This window comes from Streptomyces sp. DSM 106670 (assembly GCF_055792845.1).
This window is the reverse complement of the sequence record NZ_CM147704.1, coordinates 38589-58642: the sequence shown is the minus strand read 5'-3', so window position 1 is coordinate 58642 and position 20054 is coordinate 38589. Positions and strand designations below refer to the sequence as shown.

The 20054-nt window shown below is 72.3% G+C and carries 22 protein-coding genes; 9 read left to right on the top strand and 13 right to left on the bottom strand.

Annotated elements, in window-relative coordinates:
* Positions 1-131: 131 nt before the first annotated feature.
* Positions 132-578, top strand: coding sequence for an SRPBCC family protein (locus tag ACSMXR_RS00280; protein ID WP_137231295.1), 447 nt, complete (start codon positions 132-134; stop codon positions 576-578).
* 6 nt (positions 579-584) lie between these two features.
* On the opposite strand, the gene ACSMXR_RS00275 is transcribed toward ACSMXR_RS00280, so the two are convergent.
* Together ACSMXR_RS00275 and ACSMXR_RS00270 are read right to left on the bottom strand one after the other, a co-directional pair.
* On the bottom strand, positions 585-797 hold the full coding sequence (locus ACSMXR_RS00275; RefSeq protein ID WP_137231296.1) for a hypothetical protein: 213 nt from the start codon (positions 795-797) through the stop codon (positions 585-587).
* 193 nt (positions 798-990) lie between these two features.
* A complete protein-coding gene (locus ACSMXR_RS00270; protein WP_473170908.1) occupies positions 991-2889 on the bottom strand; it encodes an RICIN domain-containing protein in 1899 nt (632 codons plus the stop codon).
* Positions 2890-3106: 217 nt separating this feature from the next.
* Here ACSMXR_RS00270 and ACSMXR_RS00265 point away from each other — a divergent pair, with 217 nt between their 5' ends.
* Positions 3107-3769, top strand: coding sequence for a TetR/AcrR family transcriptional regulator (locus ACSMXR_RS00265; protein ID WP_276609166.1), 663 nt, complete (start codon positions 3107-3109; stop codon positions 3767-3769).
* 57 nt (positions 3770-3826) lie between these two features.
* On the opposite strand, the gene ACSMXR_RS00260 is transcribed toward ACSMXR_RS00265, so the two are convergent.
* Positions 3827-4435, bottom strand: a complete 609-nt coding sequence (locus ACSMXR_RS00260; RefSeq protein WP_364886521.1) for a TetR/AcrR family transcriptional regulator — start codon at positions 4433-4435, stop codon at positions 3827-3829.
* Positions 4436-4638: 203 nt separating this feature from the next.
* Here ACSMXR_RS00260 and ACSMXR_RS00255 point away from each other — a divergent pair, with 203 nt between their 5' ends.
* Positions 4639-5409, top strand: a complete 771-nt coding sequence (locus ACSMXR_RS00255; RefSeq protein ID WP_473170907.1) for an SDR family NAD(P)-dependent oxidoreductase — start codon at positions 4639-4641, stop codon at positions 5407-5409.
* Between the two features lie 20 nt (positions 5410-5429).
* Here ACSMXR_RS00255 and ACSMXR_RS00250 read toward each other — a convergent pair whose 3' ends face one another.
* Complete coding sequence (locus tag ACSMXR_RS00250; RefSeq protein ID WP_473170906.1) at positions 5430-5924, bottom strand: hypothetical protein; 495 nt, start codon at positions 5922-5924, stop codon at positions 5430-5432.
* Between the two features lie 226 nt (positions 5925-6150).
* Here ACSMXR_RS00250 and ACSMXR_RS00245 point away from each other — a divergent pair, with 226 nt between their 5' ends.
* Complete coding sequence (locus ACSMXR_RS00245) at positions 6151-7062, top strand: LysR family transcriptional regulator (RefSeq protein WP_473170905.1); 912 nt, start codon at positions 6151-6153, stop codon at positions 7060-7062.
* Here the strand turns inward: ACSMXR_RS00245 and ACSMXR_RS00240 are convergent.
* On the bottom strand, positions 7051-8055 hold the full coding sequence (locus ACSMXR_RS00240; protein ID WP_381911284.1) for a MerR family transcriptional regulator: 1005 nt from the start codon (positions 8053-8055) through the stop codon (positions 7051-7053). The two genes, ACSMXR_RS00245 and ACSMXR_RS00240, sit on opposite strands and share 12 nt — an antisense overlap.
* Positions 8056-8148: 93 nt before the next feature.
* Here ACSMXR_RS00240 and ACSMXR_RS00235 point away from each other — a divergent pair, with 93 nt between their 5' ends.
* On the top strand, positions 8149-9687 hold the full coding sequence (locus tag ACSMXR_RS00235; protein ID WP_473170904.1) for an alpha/beta hydrolase: 1539 nt from the start codon (positions 8149-8151) through the stop codon (positions 9685-9687).
* 121 nt (positions 9688-9808) lie between these two features.
* Here ACSMXR_RS00235 and ACSMXR_RS00230 read toward each other — a convergent pair whose 3' ends face one another.
* The gene (locus tag ACSMXR_RS00230) at positions 9809-10219 is read right to left on the bottom strand and encodes an Ohr family peroxiredoxin (protein WP_030082228.1); all 411 of its coding nucleotides are present in this window, start codon (positions 10217-10219) and stop codon (positions 9809-9811) included.
* A 112-nt stretch (positions 10220-10331) separates the two neighbouring features.
* Here ACSMXR_RS00230 and ACSMXR_RS00225 point away from each other — a divergent pair, with 112 nt between their 5' ends.
* Complete coding sequence (locus tag ACSMXR_RS00225; RefSeq protein ID WP_473170903.1) at positions 10332-10820, top strand: MarR family winged helix-turn-helix transcriptional regulator; 489 nt, start codon at positions 10332-10334, stop codon at positions 10818-10820.
* On the opposite strand, the gene ACSMXR_RS00220 is transcribed toward ACSMXR_RS00225, so the two are convergent.
* Entirely contained in the window at positions 10814-11404 is a 591-nt protein-coding gene (locus tag ACSMXR_RS00220) for a TetR/AcrR family transcriptional regulator (protein ID WP_473170902.1), read from the bottom strand. The genes ACSMXR_RS00225 and ACSMXR_RS00220 overlap by 7 nt on opposite strands.
* A complete protein-coding gene (locus ACSMXR_RS00215) occupies positions 11296-12969 on the bottom strand; it encodes an MFS transporter (protein ID WP_473170901.1) in 1674 nt (557 codons plus the stop codon). The genes ACSMXR_RS00220 and ACSMXR_RS00215 overlap by 109 nt, the downstream gene beginning before the upstream one ends.
* Positions 12970-13121: 152 nt before the next feature.
* On the opposite strand from ACSMXR_RS00215, the gene ACSMXR_RS00210 reads away from it, so the two are divergent.
* Both ACSMXR_RS00210 and ACSMXR_RS00205 read left to right on the top strand, forming a co-directional pair.
* Positions 13122-13748: a hypothetical protein gene (locus ACSMXR_RS00210; RefSeq protein ID WP_376187980.1), complete on the top strand. Its 627-nt coding sequence runs from the start codon at positions 13122-13124 to the stop codon at positions 13746-13748.
* Positions 13749-13799: 51 nt separating this feature from the next.
* Positions 13800-14456: a maleylpyruvate isomerase N-terminal domain-containing protein gene (locus tag ACSMXR_RS00205; protein WP_473170900.1), complete on the top strand. Its 657-nt coding sequence runs from the start codon at positions 13800-13802 to the stop codon at positions 14454-14456.
* Positions 14457-14630: 174 nt separating this feature from the next.
* Here the strand turns inward: ACSMXR_RS00205 and thpR are convergent, their stop codons facing one another.
* From thpR to ACSMXR_RS00180, 5 genes are all read right to left on the bottom strand, one after another.
* Positions 14631-15260: an RNA 2',3'-cyclic phosphodiesterase gene (gene thpR, locus ACSMXR_RS00200; RefSeq protein WP_473170899.1), complete on the bottom strand. Its 630-nt coding sequence runs from the start codon at positions 15258-15260 to the stop codon at positions 14631-14633.
* 133 nt (positions 15261-15393) lie between these two features.
* Complete coding sequence (locus ACSMXR_RS00195; protein WP_364886539.1) at positions 15394-15792, bottom strand: VOC family protein; 399 nt, start codon at positions 15790-15792, stop codon at positions 15394-15396.
* A 40-nt stretch (positions 15793-15832) separates the two neighbouring features.
* Entirely contained in the window at positions 15833-16846 is a 1014-nt protein-coding gene (locus ACSMXR_RS00190; RefSeq protein WP_473170898.1) for a GlxA family transcriptional regulator, read from the bottom strand.
* On the bottom strand, positions 16843-17514 hold the full coding sequence (locus tag ACSMXR_RS00185) for an HD domain-containing protein (RefSeq protein ID WP_473170897.1): 672 nt from the start codon (positions 17512-17514) through the stop codon (positions 16843-16845). The genes ACSMXR_RS00190 and ACSMXR_RS00185 overlap by 4 nt, the downstream gene beginning before the upstream one ends.
* 160 nt (positions 17515-17674) lie before the next feature.
* Positions 17675-18610: a LysR family transcriptional regulator gene (locus ACSMXR_RS00180; protein ID WP_473170896.1), complete on the bottom strand. Its 936-nt coding sequence runs from the start codon at positions 18608-18610 to the stop codon at positions 17675-17677.
* A 127-nt stretch (positions 18611-18737) separates the two neighbouring features.
* Between ACSMXR_RS00180 and ACSMXR_RS00175 the strand changes: the two genes are divergently transcribed.
* The gene (locus ACSMXR_RS00175; protein WP_473170895.1) at positions 18738-19994 is read left to right on the top strand and encodes an MFS transporter; all 1257 of its coding nucleotides are present in this window, start codon (positions 18738-18740) and stop codon (positions 19992-19994) included.
* Positions 19995-20054: the final 60 nt, after the last annotated feature.

Genomic DNA, 20054 nt, shown 5'->3' with positions numbered 1-20054 from the left:
GCCGGCCGACAGGCTGACCCCGCCCGCCTCCGGTAGCGTGGACGGAGCGACGCGCCGAGCGCGGTCGCCCCTCCGGCGGTGGCCGTTCCCGTCGTATCTCCCGTGCGCGCCCCAGCAGACCGGAGAGAGCCATGAGTACACGTTTCGAAGCCACGGTCGACATCGACCGGCCCATCGAGGAGGTCTTCGCCTACCTCGCGGACGGCGAACACGACCCCGAGTTCAGCCCACGGGTGCAGCGCATCGAGAAATCACCGAACGGCCCGACCCGCGTCGGCACCGTCTTCCACAGCACGGTCAAGGACGCGGGCATGACCTCCCGGCGCGACTTCGAGATCAGCGAACTGGTCGCTCCGACCCGGATCCGCTGGCACGAGCAGTCCAAGAACCTCATCACCGCGGCGGAGGGCGGCTACGACCTCGAACCCACGCCGGACGGCGGGACGCACGTAAGGCTCTTCAACGTCCTGGAGGGCCACGGAGTCGGCAAGCTGCTGGTCGGCTTCGCGGGAAGCGCGGCGCGCAAGGACGCGCCGGCGTTCGGGCAGCGCATCAAGGAAGCCGTCGAAGCGCCCTGAGCGAGGTCAGTCCGGCAGAGGGACGCGGATCACCGGGTCGAAGGGGTGCTTGTTGAAGCCGCTGCGCACATTGCGGCAGCTCGGCGCCTCGCACATGAAGAACTCGTCGACGCTCCGACGGCCCGTGCGGCCTCTGAGCCAGGTCTTCTCGCCGGTGGTGAGGGAGCGGTGCTTCTCATCGGAATCACACGTGTAGCAGTACAGGGTGCGAGCCGGCACGGAGCCTCCTGAAGCGGGCGAACAGGCAGAAGGCGAAGCATATGAGGGTGCGTCGGGCGGGGACAGTGTCCGGCACGCCCGATTTCGTCGAGCCGCCCGTAAGGCGGACGTCGCACCGGCGGCCCCGTTCCGCACCGCGAGGACGCGGCGCGGAACGAGGCCCCGGGCCGTACCGGAGACTCGCTGCCCCGCGTCAGCCGGTCAGGGTGAACGCCTGCGCGGCGGAGCCGGAACAGGGCTGCTGCGACAGCCTGGCCCCATCGGCCGTCGAGGAGCCGTCGACGGCGAGGCACTTTCCGCTGTGGCGGGCGACGAAGCGGTACTGCCCGCTGGTGCCCAGGGCCTCCGGCCGCCACTGCTGGTTGAGGCCGCCCTCGTACGACCACAGATGCACCTTGGCGCCGTCCGCGGTCGCCCCGGAACCGCCGTCGACGTCCCAGGCCTTCGCGTTGTGCCGGTTCACCACCTGGTAGTGGCCGCCGTCGGCCGGCCGGAACTGCCAGCCCTGGTTGGCCCCGGTCCCGCAGGCCCACTGCTGGAGCGCGGTGCCGTTCGCCGTGCCCCAGTCGGCCGCGTCCAGGCAGGCGCCGCTGTTGACGTTGCGCACCTGGTACCAGGCGGCGGGATCGATGGAGCCCGCGGGCGGGTCGGTCGTTCCGCCGTTCCCGTCCCAGGTGAAGGTGGCGACGGCCCCGGCGGGCAGGGTGTACGCCAGCGACCTGCCGTTGTCCGTCAGCGAAAACCGCTGCGCCCCGGACGAGGCGTTGACGACGACGGCCGCGCGGCTGCCGTCGCTGTTCTGGAAGGCGACGTTCTGCACCCCTCCGGCGCCCTGGCTGGTGGAGCCGATCCGGACCGCGCCGGCCCGGACGAACTTGGAGACATGGCCCAGGACGTAGAACTCGGCGTTGCGGGTCACCTGGCCGCCGTCGATCTCGACGATGCCGTTGCAGCGGTTGGTGCAATGCCCCTGGTGGGGGCCGCCGTTCCGGTCGAGGGCGAGGTTCCAGTTGATGACCGTCTCGCCGCCGTTGCGCATGTTCTGCACGACGAGGTTCTCGGCGTGCCACTTGAGCGTGTCGCCGAACGTCGTCGCCGGGTTCTCGCTGTCGGTGCCCGAGCACTCCGTGAAGAACACCCGCTTACCGGCGTCGGCGATCTGCTTCTGCGCGGCGGGCGCTCCGCCGTAGCAGTGGAATGCGGCGCCGATGATGCGCTGGATGCCGCCCGTCCGCGCGAAGACGTCCAGCGGATAGTTCGGATGGTCCCAGTTGTGGTCGTAGGCCAGGATGTTGGTCGGCAGGTTCGCCGCCGTGAGCGTCTGGTCCAGCACCCGGAGGAAGTCCGCCTGCTGGGCCGAGGTCATGCTCATGGACGGGTAACTGGTCGCGAACTCCGGCTCGTTCTGTGCCGTGAGATCGGTGAGGGTGATCCCCTCCTGCCCGTACGCCCTGATCGCCTTGACGAGGTAGTCGGCGTAGGCCTGGTAGTGCTCGGTACGGAGACTGCCGCCGTTGAGGGAGTCGTTGGTCTTCATCCAGGCCGGGGGCGACCAGGGCGAGCCCATGAAGCGGATGGCGGGATTGACGGCGGTGGCCTGCTTCAGCACCGGGAGGATCTGGCTCCGGTCCCGGTCGATGGAGAAGGAACCCCGGGTGTCCTCGTAGGTGTACGCGTCCGTGTTCGCGTCGAAGTCGGTGCTTCCCAGCGGCTGGCGCAGGTAGTTGAGCCCGATGCCGTCGCCCTCCGTGGAGAACAGCGACCTCAGCACCGAGGTGCGCTGGGCCTGGGGGAGGGACTGGAGGAGATGGGCGGAGGCGCCCGTCACCGAGGCCCCCGCACCGGTGAACTTCTGGCCCTTGTCGGCGGCGTCGATGCGGATGTCGACCGCCTGCGGTGTTCCGTCGAAGGGGACGCTTCCTTCCGGGGTGAGCTTCTTGGCGCCGTCCGGGGTGGTGACCCAGACCTGTGCGGCCGGGTCGGCCGCCCGGGCGGTGGTGATGGCGCCGTTGACGCCGAGTGCGGCGACGGCGACGACGAACGCGGCGCCTGCCGCGCGCGCTCTCGAACGCAGGGGGGTGGGGCTTGGCATGGTTGCGGCTCTCCTCGGGTTCGTACCTGCTGACAGGTGGCACCCCGGCGGCCGGAGGGCGCGGCGGACGCCTCGCTCCGGGCGTGCCGGTCACAAGAGGGCGGGACAACGGCATGAAAGCACACCCACTAAGTGGTTAGTAAGTAGTCGGCCGCGGTGTTCTCCGGCGCCGTCCGGAAGATCTTCACCGGCGCTCCGGCAGGCTTAAGCTGGCCCGGTGAGCAACCAGTCAGTGGGCAGACCGGCACGCAGCCAGGCCAGACCCCGCACGCCGCGCAGCCCGGAAGCCCGGCAGCGACAGCAGGACATCCTGGCCATCGCCATGGACGCCTTCGCCGCCCGTGGCTACAACAACGCCTCGCTCGCCGAGATCGCGGACCGGGTCGGCCTCACCCAGGCGGGAGTGCTGCACTACTTCCGCTCCAAGGCCCTGCTCCTCACCAGCGTGCTCGAACTGCGCGACCAGAGGGACATCGAGCACCTCGGACCCGACCGCCCCCAGGGGCTGGAATTCCTGCGCCACCTGGTCAACACCGCGCTGCTCAACGCGGAACGGGAAGGCATCGTCCGGCTGTACGCGGTGCTCTCGGCGGAATCCGTCACCGACGACCACCCCGCCCAGGACTACTTCCGCGACCGCTACCACGGGCTGCGCGCCTTCGTCTCCGACGCCCTGCGCGAGGCCTGCGAACTGCCCGCCGACCGGGCGGAACTGACCGACAACGCGGCCAACGCCATCATCGCGGTCATGGACGGGCTGCAGGTCCAGTGGCTGCTGTCGCCGGAATCCGTGGACATGGCGGCCTCGACCGATCTCGTGGTCACCTCGCTGCTGGCGAAGCTCGCCCCCGAACGGTTCGGCCCGCACACCGACGGCTGACCGGGGGAGTTCCGGAGGGGGTGGGGCAGCGGCTTTCGGGGCAGCCGGACCGGGCGCTCAGCGGGCGCCGGCCGGGGTGGAGCGGAGCTGCTCGATCCCGGTGTCGAGCGCGGCCCTGAGATGGGCCGAGCTGCCGGTGGACATCATGATCGACACTCCGCCCTGGATCCCGGCCAGCAGCGCGGCGGCGTTCCGGTCGACGTCCACGGACGCCGCGACCAGCTCGCGGTCGCGCAGGGTGCGGATGCCGTCCGCGATGCGCTCCTGCCACTGGCGCATCAGCTCGGCGACGATGGCCCGCGCGCCCGGCTCCGTACGGCCCACCTGCAGGAACAGCGATCCCAGCGGGCACTGGTCGTTCTGCAGCTCGTACCGCTCCACCACCGCGTCCCGCCAGCGGTACCAGGACTCCCAGGAATCCAGGCAGTCCAGATGCGGCTGCTGGTCCGCCAGTACGCGGCTCGCCTCGAACTCCGCGACGGCCAGCAGCAGTTCGTCCTTGCCGCCGGGGAAGTAGTGGAAGAGCTGGCTCTTGCTCGTACCGGTGCGGTCCCGGATGTCGTCCAGCGTGGTGAAGGCGACGCCCTGCTCGCGCAGCACCTCCGCGGCGCCCTCGACGATACGGGCCTGTGTGGCGCGCCCCTTCGCGGTCGAAGCCTGTGACATCGGCATCCTCCTCGACTGGACCGACGGGTCCATCCTAGGCGAGCCGCCGACAGGCCGACCGCCCGGACTGGACTTGCCGGTCCATTTTCATCGGAGCACAGTCGGTGCCGTGGTCCGGAGCACCGGACCGCCCCGCGGATCCGGCCGGGCGAGGCCCCCGGACACGGGAGCGCGCACGCGATCATGGGAAGAGGAGACGCGCCATGGGCGGACGACTTCAGGGAAAGACGGCGCTCGTCACGGGCTCGACGAGCAACATCGGGCAGGCCATCGCCGAGGCGTTCGCCGCCGAAGGGGCCCATGTGGTCGTCTCGGGCCGCCACCGGGAACGGGGACTCGCGGTCGTCGGATCGATCCGCGCGGCCGGCGGACGCGCGGACTTCGTGGCGGCCGACCTCGACGGAACCGCCGCGGTCTCCGGCCGGCTCGCCGAGGAGGCCGCCCGGGTGCTGGAAGGCCGCATCGACATCCTGGTCAACAACGCCGGGATCTTCCCGGGCTCCACGACCGCCGACACGGACGAGGACACCTTCGACCGGGTCTACGCGGTGAACGTCAAGGCGCCCTTCTTCCTGACCGCCGCCGTCGCCCCGGCCATGGCCCGGGCGGGCGGCGGAGCCGTCATCAACCTCGGCTCATGGGTCGCCCGCCTCGGCATCCCGGTCGGCACCCTCTACAGCTCCACCAAGGGCGCGATGGAGACGCTCACCCGGGGCTGGGCCGCCGAGTTCGGCCCGCAGGGCGTACGGGTCAACGCCATCTCCCCGGGCGTGATCGCCGCGCCCGCCGTCAGGGACAGCGGGACGCACCCCGCCCGGGTCATGATGAAGGGCACCCCGGCCGGCGACATCGGAGCCCCCGAGGCCATCGCCCACGCCGCCGTCTGGCTGGCGAGCGACGAGGCGGCCTTCGTGCACGGCACGGTGGTGGACGTCGACGGCGGACGGGTCGGCGCCGCGGTCATCGCCGCCTGAGCCCGAGCGGGCCGGGCCCGCTACTCCAGGCCGTTGCGTGCGGCGAGCCGCAACAGGACCGGGATCACCGCGGGTTCGAGGCCCAAGGCCGTGAAGGTGAGGGGCGGGCGGCCCCGCCGTTCGAGCTCGACGCGGTGCAGGGCCATGAGGGGGGACGCGCTGCTCATCCGGCGCAGACCGGTCACCTCCCGCCACACCACCGCGTCCCGCACCCCGCCGAACGGTCCGGTGACGGCGACGCCGCCCTGGTGCAGCCGGCACCGGTTGCCGCCGAGCCGCGCCACGACGGTGCGCCACGCCAGCCGCAGACCGAACAGCGCGAGCACCACGGCCGCGGCCACCGTGCCCTTGAGCAGCGCGGAGTTCGGCCTGATCCATATCAGCGCGACGATCATGGCGACCCCCAGCAGCGTGACGGTCCGCAGCGCGGCCTGGGCGAGCGCGCCCGCGAGGCCCACGGCGTGGTACGTGCCGATCCGCTGTCCCAACTCCGGTCCGCTCCGGGTCTGTCGCACGATGAACCGCCCTCTCGGGATCGAGGCCACCGGCCCCTGCGCGTCGTCGGTGAGCGAGCGGCGGGGCCGGACGGTCGTGCGCCCTTTCCCTCCGGCGCCGCCGCGTGAACGACGCTATGACGGCCCGAGACATGACACCAGCGACCGCATCGCATGAAACCCATGCGCGACAGGAATGCGATCGGCGAAGATGCCGGTGACCGCACGGCGACGGACAGGGATGGACATGTGGGAGAACGAATCGCTCCGTTTGCTCGTCACCGTGGCCGGGACCGGATCGTTCACACAGGCGGCGGAGCAGCTCAACTACACGCAGTCCGCGGTGTCCCGGCGGATCGCCGCGCTGGAACACGCGGCGGGCGGCCCGCTGTTCGTGCGCCTGCCGCGAGGTGTCCGGCTCACCCCCGCGGGCCGGATGCTGCACCGGCACGCCGTGGACGTGCTCGACCGCCTGGCCCGGGCCGAGCGGGACCTGAGCGTGCTGCACGCCGGACACGGCGGCCCGCTGCACACAGGGGCGTTCGCCACCGCCAGCATCGCCCTCCTGCCGGCCGCGCTGCGCGCCCTCAAGGACGCCCGGCCGGAGATCGAGGTGTCGGCCGTCGAGAGCCCGACCGGCACGCTGATGCGGCAGCTCGCGGACGGAACGCTCGACCTCGCCGTCGTGAGCGACTACCCGTACGGTCTGCCCCCGGCCGACGGAATCACGACGACCGTGCTGTGCGAGGACGAACTGCTCGTCGCCCTTCCACGCCGGCACCGCCTGGCCGGGGCCGAAGCCGTCGACCTGTACGAACTCCGCGACGAGACCTGGATCCAGAGCGCCTACGGCGACCGCCCCACGGTGCTCGCCGACGCCTGCGCCCGAGCGGGCTTCACCCCGGAACGGATCATGCGGATCGCCGGGTGGGCGGGGAAGTTCGGCTACGCGGCCGCCGGACTCGGCGTGGCCCTGGTCCCCTCACTGGCGGCGCGAGCGGTCCCCGGCGAACTCGTCCTGCGCCCCCTCACCGACCCCACCCTGCGCCGGACCGTGCACGTGGCACTGCCCGACGCACCGCTCCCGGCGGCCCTGACCCTGCGGGAGTTCCTGCGCAGCGCGGTCGCGGAGCACGAGGAGCCCCGCTCACCGGGGTGAGACGGCCCGCACACCGCTGTGGCCCGCCGCCTCCGACTGAGCCTCCAGCGCCGCCAGGAGCCAGTCGTGCGCGGACCCCGGGGTCGGCTCGGGACGGCCGCCGGGAGCGCTGATCACCTCGGCCGTCAGGTCCCAGTACCGGTCGATGCGCGGATCGGCCGCCAGCCGGCCGGCCAGCACCCGGCGGAAGGCGGGCGTGTCGCGTACGCCGTACGTACCGGCGTACGCGTCCACGAATCCGTCCAGCGCCTCACCGGGGGCGGGCTCCGCCCCACGGCGCAGCTCACCGCCCGCCAGGTCGTACGCCTCGGCAAGCCCCGCGTACAGCACGGCCGACGCACGGGCCCCCGCGACGCCGTGCGCGCGGGGCTGGGAGGAGCCGCCGCGACCGTCACAGGGACGGGTCACGAAGGCGTGCAGCCGGGCGAAGGCGAGGACCTGGGCCGGTCGGGGATCGTCGGGAGGATGCGGCACCGCCGCCTCCAGGAACGCGGTGACGGAGCGGGCGGGCATACGGGCCGGCAGCCATGAACGCCAGAACCGGGCCAGCGATGCGGTGCTGGGAGGGGCGGCGACCGCGCCGACCAGCCGTAGCCGGGCGGGCCGTTCGGCCGGCGGGCACTCCTGCACCAGCCGGAGCGCGGCCTCCCGCCAGCGCAGCGCCGCGAGTTCGGAGCCCAGCAGACGCAGCCGCCCGGCCACCGCATCCTCCAACGCACCACCCGTACCGTCCGCGCCTCCCGCCCCGTCCCGGTCGTCCTGCTCGTCGAGGATGCGGCGCACTTCGGGAACCGGCAGGTCGAGGCCGCGCAGCGAGCGGATCATCGCCAGCCGCTCCACGGCCTCCGGGGCGTACCTGCGGTGACCGCCGGCGCTGCGGGACGCCTCCGGCAGGAGCCCGCGGTCCGAGTAGAAGCGGACGGTCTTGACGCTGACGCCCGCGTGCTCGGCCAGTTCACCGATGGTGCACAAGCCGTCGTACGACGAGAACACTTGAACCTCCACCAGGGGGAGTTCCTACGGTACCGGCGAGCGCTGCCGGAGGTTCGGGCCGGTGCGCGGGAGACATCGTGACGAGGAGGGGCCATGACCGTATTCATCCTGGTGGCCGGGGCGTTCACCGGGCCGCACGTATGGCGGGACACCGCCGCGCGGCTGACCGCCGAAGGTGCCGAGGTGCGCATCGCGGCGCTCACCGGACTCGGCGGACGCGCCGGCGGCTCCGGCGGGGCCATCGACCTGGAGACGCATATCGCGGATGTGCTCGCGGTGATCGACGCGGTGGTGGCGGAGGGGGAGCCGGGCAAGGAGATCGTGCTCGTCGGCCACGACTACGGCATCCACCCGGTGCTCGGCGCGGCGGACCGGCGGGCCGGGGCGATCGCCCGGATCGTCCACCTCGACGCCGGGATGCCGCGGGACGGTGTTCCCGCCCTGGCCGCGGTGCCCGATCAGCGCCTGCGCGAGGAGGTGGCGGAGCGTGCCGCCGGAAGCGGGGAGGGGGCGGGCGGCGGTGAACTGCCGCCCCCGGCCCGGGACGCGTGGTCCCGCTGGGGCAGCACCGCGGGCCTCTCCGACGCGGCGCTCGACGGGCTCACCGCCCTCGCGGCGCCGCAGCCACTGGGCACGCTGCTCCAGCCGCTGCGACTCACCGGCGCCGTGGCCGGGGTGCCCGTGACCGGGGTGCTGTGCACCGGCAACGGGCCGGGCGTCGAGATGCTCCAGATCATGGTGGACGTCGGCGATCGGGCACTCCGGGCCCTGGCCGACGCCCGGGTGGCCTTCTTCGAACTGCCCACGGGGCACTGGCCGATGCTGTCCTGCCCCGCCGAACTGGCCGCGACCCTGATCAAGGCCGCCGCCGGTGCGGGTCACAGACTGACCTCCGCCACCGATGCCGCCGCCCCGCCCGCCCATCTGCGGCCGTTCCTTCTCGACGTACCGGAGCGGCCCCGCGAGCGGACCGGGAACACCGATCTGTATCCGCCGGACGGTCCGGGTCCGCACCCGGCGGTGGTGTTCGTGCACGGCGGCCCGGTGCCCGCCGAGGCGCGGCCCACGCCCCGGGACTGGCCGACCCTGACGGGGTACGCGCGGTACGTCGCCGGGCGGGGAGCCGTGGGCGTCACGCTCGACCACCGGCTGCGCTCCGTGGCCGACTACGGGACGGCCGCCGGGGACGTGGCCGACGCGGTGGAGCGGGTGCGCGCCGATCCGCGTGTGGACGCGGACCGGATCGCGCTGTGGTTCTTCTCGGGCGGGGGCCCGCTCGCGGCGGACTGGCTGGCGAAGCCCCCGGCGTGGCTGCGCTGCGTGGCGGCGAACTACCCGATCCTCGCGCCGCTGCCGGGCTGGGGACTGGCCGACACCCGCTTCCACCCGGTCCGGGCGGTTTCCGGTGCCGGTCACCTGCCCTTCGTGCTGGTCCGGGCGGGACGCGAGATGGCCGAGATCGCCGCGACGGTCGAGGAGTTCCTGACCGAGGCCGCCCGCTGCGGGGCGAACGTCGAGATCATCGACGTACCGGAAGGACGCCACGGCTTCGAGACGCTCGACCCGACCGACGATGCGCGCGAGGCCGTGCACCGCGCGGTGGACGCGGTGCTGGCCCGTCTGAAGGGCTGACGGTCGCGACGACGTCGCACCGCGACGAGCGGGGGCCGGCCGGTGGCGTTCTCGGCCGGCCCCCGCCGCGGCGACGGTGGGATTCGGGTGGGCGCAGGATGGAAAGGGGCGAAACCGGGGACTACTCGATGACGAGCTCGACGTCGATGTTGCCCCGCGTGGCCTTGGAGTACGGGCAGTAGGCGTGCGTGGCCTCGACCAGCTTCTGCCCGGCCTCGCCCGCGAGGGAGTCCGGCAGCTCCACCCGCATGACCACCGCGAGCCCGAAGCCGTCGCCCTCCTTGCCGATGGAGACCTCGGCGGTCACGGAGGCGTCCTTGGTGTCCACCTTCATCTCGCGGCCGACCGCGGCCATCGCGCTGGCGAAACAGGCCGCGTAGCCGGCGGCGAAGAGCTGCTCGGGGTTGGTGCCCTTGCCGTTGCCGCCGAGGGCCGGGGGCATGGCGAGGGGCAGGTCGATCTGACCGTCCGAGCTGACGGCACGGCCCTCGCGACCGTTGGCGGTGGCGGCGGCGGTGTACAACGCGTCCATGGGTGACCCTCCTCTGGAGCCCCGACCGGGATGGTCGCGGCCACTGCCATAAAGATTGCACACAACTGAATTGTGCACAACTCAATGGCGTGGTCGGCGGTACGCTGGTTCCATGACCACTGCTCCGAGCGCCTCGCCCGAACTGCCCGCCGTCCCCGACGCGGAACTGCTGCGGCTGGACCATCAGGTCTGCTTCTCGCTGCACGCCGCGTCGCGAGCGTTCGGCGGCTTCTACCGGCAGGCACTGAAGGACCTCGGTCTCACCTACTCGCAGTACCTGGTGATGCTGGTCCTGTGGGAGCACGGCCCGCAGTCGGTCAAGGCCATCGGGGAGCGTCTCCAGCTGGACTCCGGGACCCTCTCGCCGCTGCTGAAGCGACTGGAGACGGCCGGGCTGGTCCGGCGCGAACGCAGCCGTGAGGACGAACGTTCCGTCCTGATCGACCTGACCGACGAGGGCACGCGACTGCGCGAGCGCGCGCTGTCCGTTCCCCGTGGCGTGCTGGCCGCGACCGGCCTCTCCCTGGACGAGGTCCTCGGGCTGCAGGACGTGCTGGGCCGTCTCACCACCGCCCTGGGGAAGGCTGCCGAAGCCTACTGATCCAGGGCGTCGGCGATGCGCTCGGCGACGGCCTGCCGCATGGCGGGGTCCAGTCGGTCCGAGGTGAGGGATTCGTACAGCCACAGGCCGTCGGCGGCCAGGCGGAGGATGAACCGGTCGAGCGCGGCAGGATCGTCGGTGGCCGATGCCGATGCCGATGCCGATGCCGATGCGGGTCCGGGTACGGGTGCCGGTGCCGGGGGTGGGGGCGGCGCCCACCGTTCCGTCACGGCTTCCCAGACGGCCGCGTGTCCGGTGTTCGTCGACCCTTCGAGCATGAGCAGCAGCTCGGCCCGGGTGGCGCTCTGGATGGCGACCCGGGTGTACGCGGCGAGCCGCTCGTCGCGGGTGGCCTCGGCGGCGGGCTTCCCCGCCGCCGCGACCAGATCGGCTTCCCACCGGTCGGCCAGATGCTGGTGGATCGCCTGGATGAGGTCGTCGCGCGAGGCGAAGTGGTAGAGGAGGCCGCCCTTCGTCAGTCCGGCCTCCGCGGCGACGGAGTCGAAGGTGACGCTCTTGACGCCTTCACGCTGCACGACCCGGGTGGCGGCGTCGAGGATCTGGGTTCGTTTGCTGGTTCGCATGGCTGCTCCCTGCTGCCGTCGGGGTGCGGTCCGCCGTCGGATTGTCGGGCGTCGGATGGCTGGTGCGCGGGGGCGGACAGTGCCGAGCCGGGGCCGTGGCGGCGCAGCAGAAGTCCGGTCGCCAGCGCGCCGATGGCGAGGGCGGCGGCGACCACGATCATCACGGCGAGATACGCCCCGTCGAACGCCTCCGAGGCCGCCGTGACCAGCGGGATGTTCGTCCGTGCCCCCTCGTCCGCCAGGGCGAGCGCGCTGTCGAGGCTGTCGCGCGCCCGGTCGGAGACTCCGGCGGGAAGGTCGATGGTCGCGGAGTACACGGCCGTCAGCAGGCTGCCGAGGAGCGCGACCGCGACCAGGCCGCCGAACTCGTAGGAGACCTCCTCGACGGACGAGGCCATGCCCGCCCTGGCGGCAGGAACGTTGCCCATGATCGCACTGGAGGCGACGGACATGGCCGCACCGAGGCCGCCGCCGGTGATGATCAGTCCGGTGACGAGGAGGGGCGTGCTGGTGGCGAAGTTCATCAGGGCCACCACGGTGCCGACGGCTCCGAGGGTGAGGCCTCCGGTGATGAGGGGCAGCAGGCCGACGCGGTGGAGGATCGCACCCCCGAGCATCGCCGTGGGGAACGCGCCGGCGGCGACGGCCGCGACGAGGAATCCGGCCCGCAACGGGGTGAAGCCCTCCACGAGCTGGAAGCGCTGTGTGGTGACGAGCTGGATGCCGGCGAGGGCGAACAGCGCGAATCCGGCGGCCAGCACACCCGCGAGGAAGGCACGGTTGCGGAAGATCGCGAAGTCGAGCAGAGGGTAGGGCAGACGGCGCTGGCGCCGGGCGAACGCCCACCCGCCGACCGCGGTCGCGAGGAGGGCGGCGGCGATGACCGCCGGAGCGGGGTCGACCTTCGCCGTCTCCTTGATCGCCATCACCAGGCCGACCAGGGCGACGAGCGCCAGGAGCGAGGAGGGGAGGTCCCACTGCTTGGAGGGGTCCGGGTCGTTCGGGGGAGCGAGGGCCAGCGTGGCGACGACCGCCGCGACGACGACGGGGACGTTGATGATGAAGACCGACCCCCACCAGAAGTGCTGCAGCAGGATCCCGCTGACGATCGGGCCCAGCGCGCTGCCCACGACCGCCATGGTTCCCCAGATCGCGATGGCCACGTTGCGCTCGCGCTCGTCGTCGAAGGTGACGCGGATCAGGGCCAGTGTGGCGGGCATCATCGCGGCGGCCCCGACGGCGAGGAAGGCCCGCGCGGCGATCAGGGCCTCCGGACTGGTGGAGAACGCCGCGACGAGCGAGGCCGCACCGAAGACCACGAGGCCGACCAGGAACATCCGCCGGTGCCCCACCCGGTCGCCGAGCGTGCCGCTGCCCAGCAGCAGGCCGGCCATCACGACCGGGTAGGCGTTGATGATCCAGAGCCCCTGGGAGCTGCTCGCGCCGAGATCCTCGACCAGCGTCGGCAACGCCGAGTACAGGATGGAGTTATCCAAGGTGATCAACAGGAGCCCCGCGCTCACCACGGCCAGGAGTAGCCAGCGCCGCTTCGTACTGATGATCATCCCTGTGAGCCTCACTGTGAGAACCGCCCCGATCGCCGTAACTGTACCTTACGAAAGGTACAGTTACGGCTCGTACTGACAGATGTTCCTGTCGTAGAGTCGTGGCGACATAAACAATTGCCCACGAGTATTGTGACAGTTAGAGTTGTCGCATGGATGATGTGAGGGCGATCCCCACCCCTGATCAGAGCGATGACACCTTCTGGGCCACGGTCCTGACCCCGGTGGACCCCGCCTGGAACGAGCCCGGCGACGACGACACGTTCGCCATGGACGAGCAGGTGCTCGCCGCGGCCCGGGCGCTGGCCGAACGGATCTCGACGCGCGCACTCGCGTACCGCGCCGCCGGTAAGCCCTTCGACGCCGCGCTCATGGCCGCGCCCGATGTGCAGCTGGCGATGCTGCGCTCGCTCTACGAAGCCAAGCGGTCCGTCGACCGGCTGGCCGAGAGCGCGGCCACCGTCGCCGGACGCGGCGGCTCCAGTTACGCGCAGCTCGGCGCGGCCTGGGGTGGCATCAAGCGCCAGTCGGCCCGCCTCAAGTGGCCCCATGCGGTGCCCAAGAAGTCCGCAAGCGAGTCCATCCCCCTCCACTACGCGGGCGGCGACGCCGTCATCCACCACGATCCGGGCGCCGATGCCTGGTGGTACACCGCCACGGGCGCCGACCTGCAGGAGGACGAGTCGGAGGCGGTCCATGGCACGCCCGCCGAGGCCATCGCACGGGCGACCGAGTTCCTGCTGACGCACGCCGGGCCGCTGCGAAACGAGACCGGGTGACGGGGAAGTTCGGCTTGTCCGCCGTTCCGGCACCGCACTACCGTCGCCGGTGTGGATCTCTTCGCACACTCGTGGACAGCACTGCGTGAGGCCGTCGCCGGACTCTCCGACGAGGACTTCGACCGGCCGTCCGGCTGCACCGGCTGGCTCGTGCGGGACCTCGTGTGTCACCTGATCATCGACGCGCAGGACGTCCTGATCACCCTGGTGACACCCGCCGAAACGGAACCGACCCGTGACGCGGTGACCTACTGGACCGTCTCCGGTACGCCACCCACGGGCGACGACCCGCTCGACGCCCTGACCGTGCGGCTGGCCGCCGCCTACCAGGACCCGGGTCTGCTCACGTTCCACCTCGACGACGTGGGCTCCGCCGCGGGCCGCGCCGCCCGGCTCGCCGATCCGGATCTCCGGGTCGGCACCTGCGGCGAGGTCCTCACCGCGGGCGACTACCTCTCCGCGTACGTACTGGAGTGGACGCTGCACCACCTCGACCTGGTCATGCACCTCCCGGACGCGGCGGGGCCGCCCCCGGAAGGGCTCGCCCGGTCACGCGACATGATCGAGAGGATCAGCGGGGCCGCGTTCCCCGCCTCGTTCTCCGACGAGGACGTGTTGCTGGTCGGCACCGGGCGACGGGCCCCGACCGACGCCGAGACGTCCGAACTGGGCGGACTGGCGGCGACCCTCCCACTCGTTCTCGGCTAGCCGCCCGCCGGTGCCCGGTGCCCGGTGCCCGGTGCCGGTACGCGGTCCCCGTCTTCGGCTCCCGGTTGACCCACACCGTGACCGAGTCGCTCCGGTGGTCGACCTCGAACGGCTCGTCGCCCTTCTCCGGCGCTCCGGCGGCGAAACACCCCCCCGCTGGGACGTAACGCCCTTTCAGGCCCCGCCCGCCCCGGCCCGGAAGTCCCAGGCCTCGATATCGCGGTAGTGGATCGGCCCCGGGCCACGGCCGATGTTGCTGCCGACCAGGTGGAGGCGCCCCGCCTCCCAGCTCCGGCCGGCGAACCCGGCCAGCCCGGCGGCCGCCTCCACCGTGGCCGCATGGTCGCCCCGGCGGGACCGGGCCAGGGTCAGATGCGGCCGGAGCGGCCGATCCGGAAAGGCGACACCGCACTCCCTGACGAGGGCGCGTACGGCGGTGGCGAGCCGGTGCAGCCCGTCAAGGTCCCCCGTGACCCCGGTCCACAACACCCGCTCGTCGAAGTGCCCGCCGCCGTGCAGCGCCAGCCGCAGCGGCGCTTGTCGCGTCGCGAGCGCGGCGAGGGGCGGCATCAGGGGCGGGACGGCGGTGACCGGCAGCTCGCCGAGGAACGCCAGGGTGATGTGCCAGTCCTCGATACGGTTCCACCGCATGTGGGGGAAGGCGGCGTAGGCCGGTCGCAGCGCCTGCGCCAGCTCTTCCTTCGCTCCGTCGGGCGGGGCGAGCGCCAGGAACACGCGGGTCGTCGTGGCCCGGACGCGTTCGTCCGCAGTGGTGCCGGTCACGGCTTCGAGCGGTTCGTTCACCTGCCGTACCGTACGTGCCGGCCACGCCCACCCCGTAACGCGGGGCCGACAACGTACGCGGGCGGACCGACGCCGCACCGGACCGCGCGCCGAGGCGGACACGGCGCACGGAGGAAGCCGCTCGGCGCGGCCGTCAGCCGAGATAGTCCGTGCGCCCCTCGTCATCGAGCTCGAAGGGGCCCTCGGGGATGATGCAGAACTCGTTGCCCTCGGGGTCGCCCATCACCAGGAAGCCGCCATCGGCGTACCCCTCCAGCCGGTGACCTCCGAGCGCTTCGACCCGCTGTTGCTCGGCGGCCGGGTCGGGCGCGGTCACGTCGACGTGCATCCGGTTCTTGCCCCGGCGGGGCTCTTCGGTCCGCTGGAAGCCCAGCCCCAGGCCGTTCTCGCGCCGCAACCACACGTAGGGCCCCGTACGGCCCACGATCGGCCTGCCGAGCAGCTCGGACCAGAACGCGGCAAGCCGCTCCGGATCCGCCGCATCGACGATCAGGGCGTTGATCCGCATCCGTGGCTGAGAGTCGTCCACCATGCCGAGCGATTCTCCCAGGTACGCCCGCGCCGCGCGAGGTTCAGCCGCCCGCCCGTGCCGTTGTCCCCGCCGTGCCCGCCGCCGTCGTTGTCGTCCGGAACCGGGCCCGGTAGTGGGTGGGGGAGAGGCCCAGCGTCTGTTGGAACGCCCGGCGCATCGTCTCGGCAGATCCGAACCCCGATCCCTCGGCCACCACCTCGATGGGATCGTTGCCCGAGGTCAGGAGCGCCTGGGCGGCCTCCAGGCGTACGGATTCGATGTACTGGGCGGGCGTGAGCCCGGTCTCGCCGCGGAACAGCCGGCTCATATGTCGGGCGGACACCTTGCCGCGCCGGGCCAGTGTGGCCGGGGAGTGCGGGCCGGCCGGGTCGGCGCTCACCGCGTCCATGGCCGCCCGTACGGCGGGATGCGTCGCCTCACGGGGCCGCAGCCGGGCGCTGAACTGGGACTGGCCGCCCGGTCTGGCCATGAACACCACCAGCTCCCGCGCGGTGTCCCGGGCCGGACCTGCGCCGTGGTCCTCCTCCACCAGGGACAGCGCCAGGTCCATGCCCGCGGTGATGCCCGCCGAAGTGATCACGGGCCCGTCGCGTACGAAGAGGGGGTCGGCCTCGACCGTCACCGCGGGGTAGGCGGCGGCCAGTTCACCGGCCAGCCGCCAGTGCGTCGCCGCTCTGCGGCCGTTCAGAAGACCCGCCTCGGCCACTACGAACGCGCCCGCGCACACGGATGCCACCCGGCGGGACCGCTCGGCGAGATCCCGTACCCCGGCCGTCAGCGCGGCGTCGGCCACCGCCCGCCGCCAGTCCCGTCGGCCCGGCACCAGCAGTGTTCCGAGCCGCCCCGGGAGACTGTCCAGGGTGCCGTCGACCCCCAGCCTCACCCCGCCGGAGGTACGGACGTCCTTGCCGGTCACCGAGACGATCCGGACGTCGTAGCGGCCCCCGTGGCCGTTGGCCGTGGTGAACACCTCCGCCGGGCCGGTGACGTCGAGGAGCTGAACCCCGTCGAACGCCACGACGGCCACCAGGTGGGGGCGGGCGGAGCCGGTCATTCGGGCCAGGGGGAGTCGAGGATGGTGCGGACGAAGTCGCCGCGTTCGAAGCCGGGTACGTAGTGCTCCAGGACATCGGCCTTGACGTTGCCGAACGTCGTCTCCGGCTTCGGGCGGATGCCGTCGGTGAACGCCCCGAGGATCCGCCGTTTGAAGTCCGGCCGGGGGTGGAGCGCGACGATCTCCGCCCGGTCGGCCGGTGCGAGGTCCTCGTACCCGACACCGAGTACGTCGTACTCGACCCCGGCGGTCACCAGGGCCACCTCGGGCTCCATGAAGGCCGGGATGCCCGGAGTGGTGTGCAGGGCGATGGCGGTCCAGACCCGCCGCACGCTGTCCTCCGGAACCCCGTGGGCCTGGAGGAAGCGACGCGCCTCGTCCGCGCTGTCCACCTCGAACCGCCGGCCGCTGGAGCGGAAGGACTCGGCCAGACCGAGATCATGGAACAGGGCGCCCACATAGAGCAGTTCGGGATCGAAGCTCAGATCGCGGCGCTGCCCCTGAAGGGCCCCGAACCAGTAGACGCGGCACGAGTGGTGGTAGATCAGCTCACTGGTGGTGTCCCGCACCAGCTCGGTCGCCTCCCGGGCGAGCGTGGTGTCCGGAACGCGCACGCGGGACGTGAGCGACGCATCGGTCGACGGGCCGGTCGACACATCGGTGGCCATGAGGTCTCCACCCCTTCCTGTCTTCTTCCGGAACATGCGGAACATGCGAAACATCAAGAACATCCGGAATGCTCCGCACGGCCGAGGACCCGGCCGCTCACTCCAGCATCGGCCTCCGGCACGGAGCACGCCATGTCCCTCGGGCCGTACATCCCACAGATCAGGACACGGCCCGGGCCCAGGCCGGAGTCCATATGTCGGCCGGCGGCTCCGGCCGCACCCGCACGAGGTATCCGCGCAGCGCCGCCAGTACCGGGTGCGGGTTGTCCGTCCGGTACAGGAACGCGTGCGGATAGACCGGAGTCGGCCCCACGACCGGGATCCGCCGCAGGTCATGGGCGGTCGGCCAGACATATCTGTCCCGGGACCCGACGAGGGTGGCCAGCGCGGCGGAGTCGGCGATCGAGTCCATCAGCGCCTCGGTTCCGAAGTCCGGCCCGACCGCGTCGATGCGCAGACCGAAGTCCTCCGCGAGCTCGTCGTAATAGGCGGCCCACTCGGTGCCCCGCTTGATGCCCGGGATCCAGATCCGGTGCCCGGCCAGGTCCGCCGGGGCCAACGACCGGGCGGAGGCCAGCGGGTGGCGCGGCCCGACGAGAAGCTGCAACGGATCGTCCAGGACGCGCTCGGCGCCGATCCCTTCGGGCAGCGCACCCGCGGGCACGGCGCGGAAGGTCGCGTCGACCTCGCCGGCCCGCACGGCCTCGGCCGCCCCGGCCACGTTCGCGTCGGCGAGGGTCACCACGTCCAGGTCCGTGCCCGGGTGCGCCTGGTAGAAGCCGCGTACGGCCAGTGCCGGGGCGATACGCCGATGGAGCACGTCCACGCGCAGCACCCGGTCCCCGGGCCGCACCGAGGCGGCGGCCCGCTCCACGGCCCGCAGGACCTCGCGGGCGTGCGGGAGGAAGGCCTGCCCGTCCAGCGTGGGGCGGGCCCCACGGGCGGTGCGGACGAACAACGTCACCCCGAGCGCGCGCTCCAGACCCGCCACGCGCTTGGAGACGGCCTGCTGGCTGATGCGCAGGTCCACGGCGGCTTCCTGGAACTGCCCGGTGTCCGCGACGGTGACGAAGGTGCGTACGGCTTCGATGTCCACGCCCCGAACCCTATGCCTCCACAACCTTTGGTTGTGGCTCACCGACGACACGGTTGTTGGATTGGGCGCATGCCCGGGTGGTCGAATCCTCGCTGTCAACGATCGGTTGTGACGGAGGGTTTGATTCATGGCAGGGCAAGAGCTGGGGCGTTCGTTCGGATGGCTGTGGGCCGCGTTCAGCGCCTCCACGGCCGGCACCTGGCTGGGATTCGGTGCGTTCCCGCTGATCGCGATCCAGGTGCTGCACGTCGGCCCGGCCGAGGTCTCGGCGCTGGCGGCCGCCGGCCTCGCGGTCGGAGCGCTCCTCGCGCTTCCGCTCGGCCCCTGGGTCGAGGCCCGGCGCAAGAAGCCGGTCATGGTCGTCACCGACCTCGTACGGTTCGGCGCCCTGCTGACGATTCCGCTCGCCCACTTCACCGGAACGCTGACCTACACCCAGCTGCTGACCGTCTCCGTGATCGGTGCGGCGGCGAACATCGCTTTCACCTCCGCTGCCGGCGCGTATCTCAAGCAGCTGGTGCGCCCGGACCATCTGCTCGTGGCCAACGGCCGTTTCGAGACGACCACCTGGACCGCGACAGCGGTCGGCCCGACCTTGGGCGGCGCGGCGATCAGCCTGCTCGGGCCCGTCGTCACCGTGATCGCCAACGCCGCCGGGTTCCTGCTGTCCGCGCTCGGGATCGGCGCGATCCGGCAGAAGGAGGCCGAACCCGAGCACGCCCGGACCGAGAAGTTCCGGGCCGCGGACCTGGTCCAGGGCTGGAGGTTCATCCACGCGGACCCGCTGCTGCGCCCGCTGTTCCGGAACACCGTGGCCGTCAACGCCCTGATCATGGCCACCGAACCGCTGATGGCGGTCCTGCTGCTGGACGACCTGGGCTGGGCCGCCTGGACGTACGGGCTCGCGTTCGGCCTGCCCTGCGTCGGCGGGTTCGTCGGCGCCCAGGCCGCCCCGCGCCTGGAAGCCCGCTACGGACGACGCCGCGTGCTGAGGGCCTCCGGGGTCCTGCGGGCCCTGTGGCCCGTGGGGCTGTTCTTCGTCATGTCCGGGACCGGCGGAGTGGTCCTGGTCATCGCCGTCGAACTGGCCCTGATCACCTGCATGGGCGTGTTCAACCCGCTGTTCGCGACGGAACGCCTCCAGCGGGTGCCGGCCGACCGGGTGGGCCGGGTCCTGACGGCCTGGCAGGTGACCGGTGTCGCGGCGATCGCGCTGCTGACCGCTCTGTGGGGCGTCCTGGCGGCCCTCACCGACGCGCGCATCGCGATCGGCGTCGCCGGCGTACTGCTGCTCGCGACGCCGTGGCTGCTGCCGCACGGGGACGAGGGCCGGGGCCGGCCCCGTACCAGCGGCCCGGAGGAGCCGGCCCTGACCACGGCCTGAGCGGGCGCGCCCGGCTCCGGCCACTGACCACGGCCTGAGCCGGCCCGCTGCCCGGACGCC